The organism is Gilliamella sp. Fer4-1 (genome assembly GCF_001690515.1).
GTDB classification, from domain to species: domain Bacteria; phylum Pseudomonadota; class Gammaproteobacteria; order Enterobacterales; family Orbaceae; genus Gilliamella; species Gilliamella apicola_C.
On sequence record NZ_LZGZ01000119.1, the window covers coordinates 1 to 4757 of the forward strand.

The window sequence follows — 4757 nt, forward strand, 5'->3', positions numbered from 1 at the left end:
GTGAGCTTTGTTGCTCTTTTGGTATGTCTTTAATATTAGGAGGTGATTTTTTCCAAAAATTTTTAAAAAACATATATATTATTCCCTTCATGCCATTAAAATCATACATAACTAATATTAATAATTTAACTAATGTATACTACATTCATTTAAAGTTAATAACTATCGATTATCTAATAAGATTATTAATGAAAATATTGTTGTAAGGAAACTTTATTTTATCAAAGTAGAAAAACTAAAAATATTTAAATTAAAAAATGTTATATAATTTAAATGCGAGATTAGTAGCCTAATCTCGCTATTATTTCAGCTGTGATTTTTTTATTCAAAAAACTTTTTCACTTTGTCAAAAAAGCTTTTTTCTTTGGGACTGTGTTTAGAACTTTTGTCAGCTTTAAAGCTTTCAGCCAATTCTTTTAGCAATTCTTTTTGCTTGCTTGTTAAGTTGACTGGTGTTTCAACCACAACATGACAGTAAAGATCACCGATAGTGCTACCGCGCAACGATTTAATGCCTTTACCACGTAGTCGGAACATTTTTCCTGTTTGTGTTTCAGCAGGAATCGTTAAGCTGACCTTACCATTAAGCGTTGGTACTTCAACTTCCCCGCCAAGTGATGCGAGTGCAATATTAATCGGGATTTCACAATGCAGGTTTGTACCATCTCGCTCAAAAATAGCATGTGGTTTAACTTGCATTTGTACATATAAATCGCCTGCAGGTGCTCCGTTTAAACCTGCTTCACCTTCGCCAGAAAGTCGAATACGATTACCTGTATCAACACCGGCTGGAATAGTAACAGAAAGTGTTTTCGTTTTTTGTACACGACCTTCACCATGACACTTTTTACATGGATTTTTTACAACTTTTCCTCGCCCATGACAAGTTGGGCACTCTTGTTGCACGGCAAAAAAACCTTGTCGCATTTGTACAACACCTGAACCATGACAAGTATTGCACGTCACCACATCCGATGATTTTTCAGCTCCTTGTCCATGGCAAGTATCACAACTTACCCAAGTTGGTACTTTAATTTCTTTACTAACACCGGCTGCGGCTTCTTCTAATGTTAGGGTGATATTGTATTGTAAGTCATTACCCCGAGAAGTGGTTTGACTACGCCCTCTACCTCCACCAAAAAAATCACTGAATATATCGTCAAATGCTCCACCACCAAAACCACCAAATCCGCCAAAACCACCAGATCCTGCTCCTTGCCCTTGTTCAAATGCCGCATGACCATATTGATCATAAGCCGCCTTTTTTTGTGGATCAGTTAGGATTTCGTAGGCTTCTTTTACTTCTTTGAATTTTGCTTCAGCTTCGTCTTTATTATCCTGGTTTTTATCAGGATGATATTTCATGGCTAGACGTTTATAGGCTTTTTTTATCTCGCTTTCACTAGCACTTTTACTAACGCCTAATGTTTCATAATAATCTTTCTTCGCCATAATTAACCTTTATTTTTGTTTCTTTTCATAAAGAACTAAACGGGCTTGAGTTACCTCGCGCCCGTTTAACTTGTTATATGTTTAAAACTTGTTGAAATAACTCATTAAAAAACATTTTAGTTAATGTCTATTTTTTATCACCATCAACTTCTTTGAAGTCTGCATCAACAACATCATCTTGCGCAGTAGAGCTTCCGCTATTTGCTTGACCCGCACCTTGAGCTGCTTGGGCTTGTTGTTGTGCTAATTCAAGCAATTTTTTAGATGCCTCCATTAATGCATTAATTTTTGCTTCAATTTCTGCTTTATCTTCGCCACGAGCGGCAACTTCTAAAGCGCTTACGGCATCTTCAATTGCTTTTTTATCATCAGCTGATAACTGATCACCAGCTTCAGTCACTTGTTTACGTGTTGAGTGAACAAGATGATCGGCTTGGTTACGAGTTTGAGCTAGTTCTTCAAATTTACGGTCTGCATCAGCATTAGCTTCCGCATCATTTACCATTTTTTGAATCTCTTCTTCGCTTAATCCTGAAGAGGCTTTAATCGTAATTTTTTGCTCGCGTCCTGTATTTTTGTCTTTTGCCGATACATGTAAAATACCATCAGCATCAATATCAAATGTCACTTCAATTTGTGGCATACCACGTGGTGCAGGTTGAATACCATCTAGATTGAATTGACCTAATGATTTATTATCACCCGCACGTTTACGCTCACCTTGTAATACATGAATAGTTACGGCTGATTGATTATCTTCAGCAGTTGAGAACACTTGGCTATGTTTAGTTGGGATAGTTGTGTTCTTTTCAATTAACGCTGTCATCACACCACCCATAGTCTCAATACCTAAAGACAATGGTGTAACATCAAGTAATAAAACATCTTTAACATCACCGCCAAGTACACCACCTTGAACAGCAGCACCAACAGCAACCGCTTCATCAGGGTTTACATCTTTACGTGGCTCTTTACCAAAGAAGTCAGCAACCGCTTTTTGAACCATTGGCATACGTGTTTGGCCACCAACAAGAATAACGTCTTTAATGTCAGAAACAGAAAGACCTGCATCTTGTAATGCTGTTTTTACAGGATCCATTGAGCGTTTAACCAAATCTTCAACTAAAGACTCAAGTTTTGCACGTGTTACTTTAATATTTAAATGTTTTGGACCGCTTGCATCAGCTGTAATATACGGTAGATTAATATCTGTTTGTTGAGCAGATGATAATTCAATTTTTGCTTTTTCTGCTGCTTCTTTCAAGCGTTGCATAGCAAGTGGATCATTTTTCAAATCAAAGTTTTGTTCACGTTTAAATTCGTCAACTAAATAATTGATTAAGCGTGAGTCGAAATCTTCACCACCTAAGTGTGTATCACCATTTGTTGCTAATACTTCAAAGGTTTTTTCACCATCAACATCGTCGATTTCGATGATTGAGATATCAAATGTACCACCACCAAGGTCATAAACAGCGATAGTGCGGTTGCCGACATCTTTGTCTAAACCATAAGCGAGTGCTGCAGCTGTTGGTTCGTTGATAATGCGTTTAACATCAAGCCCAGCAATACGGCCTGCATCTTTAGTTGCTTGGCGTTGAGCATCATTAAAATAAGCTGGAACTGTAATTACTGCTTCAGTAACAGCTTCGCCAAGATAGTCTTCTGCTGTTTTTTTCATTTTCTTTAATACTTCAGCAGAAATTTGTGGTGGTGCAATTTTTTGACCTTTAACATCAACCCATGCATCGCCATTATCTGCTTTCACAATTTTATATGGCATGATGCTAACATCACGTTGCACTTCAGCATCTTCAAAACGACGACCAATTAAACGTTTAATTGCAAATAAGGTGTTTTGTGGATTGGTTACAGCTTGGCGTTTTGCTGGTTGACCAACTAATGTTTCACCATCTTGGGTATAAGCAATAATCGAAGGAGTTGTGCGATCGCCTTCTGCATTTTCTAATACTTTTGCTTGACCATTGTCCATTACAGCAACACATGAGTTTGTTGTTCCTAAGTCAATACCAATAATTTTACCCATAATTTATTCTCCTAAAAATCTGTAATTTATTCCTTGTATATAGGGTTTAAATATGAATTTTCAAGCCCTTAATTTCACAAAGAAATGTTTTTGTTTTCACATAAATGGGAACATTATTATTAATATCAAGGGGTGATAAAAAATAATTTTTCCTGAAATCTTGATTATCGCGTTTTCTGCACTTATTATTGCCGCTCTTTTTAATCATCAAACTTAATTTATAGGATCCTTATGGAACAAACAAAACTTGCAAATCCTGGCCCTTTAGGCTTAATGGGGTTTGGTATGACAACAATTTTATTAAATATTCATAATGCAGGATTTTTCCCTGCTATGACGGTTATTGTCTCGATGGGTATTTTTTATGGTGGTCTTGCACAAGTCATTGCTGGCATTTTAGAATTTCGAAAAGGCAATACGTTTGGTACTACAGCATTTACGTCTTATGGCTTCTTTTGGATTGCGTTAGTGGGCATTTGGTATTTACCGACCTCTGCTGCCACAGCACCATCTGATGCAACTTTTGTTGGTATTTTTCTTGCTTTATGGGGCATTTTTACTGGGTTTATGTTTATTGGTACATTAAAAGGTAATAGAGCATTACAATTTGTTTTTGCGAGTTTAACCATTTTATTTGCTTTATTAGCTATTGGTAATATTTCAGGTAATCATAGTATTATTCATATTGCTGGTTTTGAAGGCATTATTTGTGGAGCAAGTGCCGTTTATTTGGCAATGGCAGAAGTGATTAATGAGCAATTTGGTCGTACTATTTTACCGATTGGTGCACCAAAAGGCGTTGCGCATTAATTGGTGTATCACCCCTACCTAATTATTTTGGTTGGGGTGATTTCTTATCTTCACAATAACGTTACCTCTACTATTTATCATTATTGCTACTTATCAATGCTCGACTTATTTCAAGCAGGGATTGAGTATGTTTGTTTATCACTTTATCCGACAAGTAGTTATCTTTTGCGCTATGGGCATTTTTTATAACAATTTTACCATTTTCATCTATATCACCCGATGTGATCATGATGTAATTAGGTAGTTGTGTTTCCATTTTGTCACTGTAAAAAGTAATATTTTTTAGTTGTAGATTTGATTGTTGCGGTTTTAGAAATATTAACTTGTTACCATTGCCAATACTATCGATAAAAATAAATTTTTTGTTTTTCATTTGGTTAGAATAGTTTTCCAACATTTTTAAACCATATTGGTTACTATTGCCACCATCACATAAAACAAAAGCTAT

Annotated in this window: 4 protein-coding genes; 1 reads left to right on the forward strand and 3 read right to left on the reverse strand. The window is 35.9% G+C overall.

Going from position 1 to position 4757, the window contains the following annotated elements; all coding sequences use genetic code 11:
* Nucleotides 1-321: 321 nt before the first annotated feature.
* Entirely contained in the window at nt 322-1452 is a 1131-nt protein-coding gene (dnaJ, locus tag A9G30_RS04280; protein WP_065583213.1) for a molecular chaperone DnaJ, read from the reverse strand.
* 127 nt (nt 1453-1579) lie between these two features.
* Nucleotides 1580-3499, reverse strand: a complete 1920-nt coding sequence (gene dnaK / locus A9G30_RS04285; RefSeq protein ID WP_065583214.1) for a molecular chaperone DnaK — start codon at nt 3497-3499, stop codon at nt 1580-1582.
* A 231-nt stretch (nt 3500-3730) separates the two neighbouring features.
* On the opposite strand from dnaK, the gene satP reads away from it, so the two are divergent.
* Nucleotides 3731-4309 (forward strand): acetate uptake transporter, encoded by a 579-nt coding sequence (gene satP, locus A9G30_RS04290; RefSeq protein ID WP_065583215.1) that lies wholly within the window; start codon nt 3731-3733, stop codon nt 4307-4309.
* A gap of 70 nt (nt 4310-4379) precedes the next feature.
* Here satP and A9G30_RS12885 read toward each other — a convergent pair.
* Nucleotides 4380-4757 (reverse strand): hypothetical protein (locus A9G30_RS12885; protein ID WP_176700840.1); only part of this gene is annotated, 378 nt, incomplete at its 5' end.

What these genes read in the sequence shown, in the direction of transcription:
- dnaJ (WP_065583213.1), bottom strand. Translation starts at nt 1,452, where the DNA reads ATGGCGAAGAAAGATTATTATGAAACATTAGGCGTTAGTAAAAGTGCT.
- satP (WP_065583215.1), top strand. Translation starts at nt 3,731, where the DNA reads ATGGAACAAACAAAACTTGCAAATCCTGGCCCTTTAGGCTTAATGGGG.
- dnaK (WP_065583214.1), bottom strand. Translation starts at nt 3,499, where the DNA reads ATGGGTAAAATTATTGGTATTGACTTAGGAACAACAAACTCATGTGTT.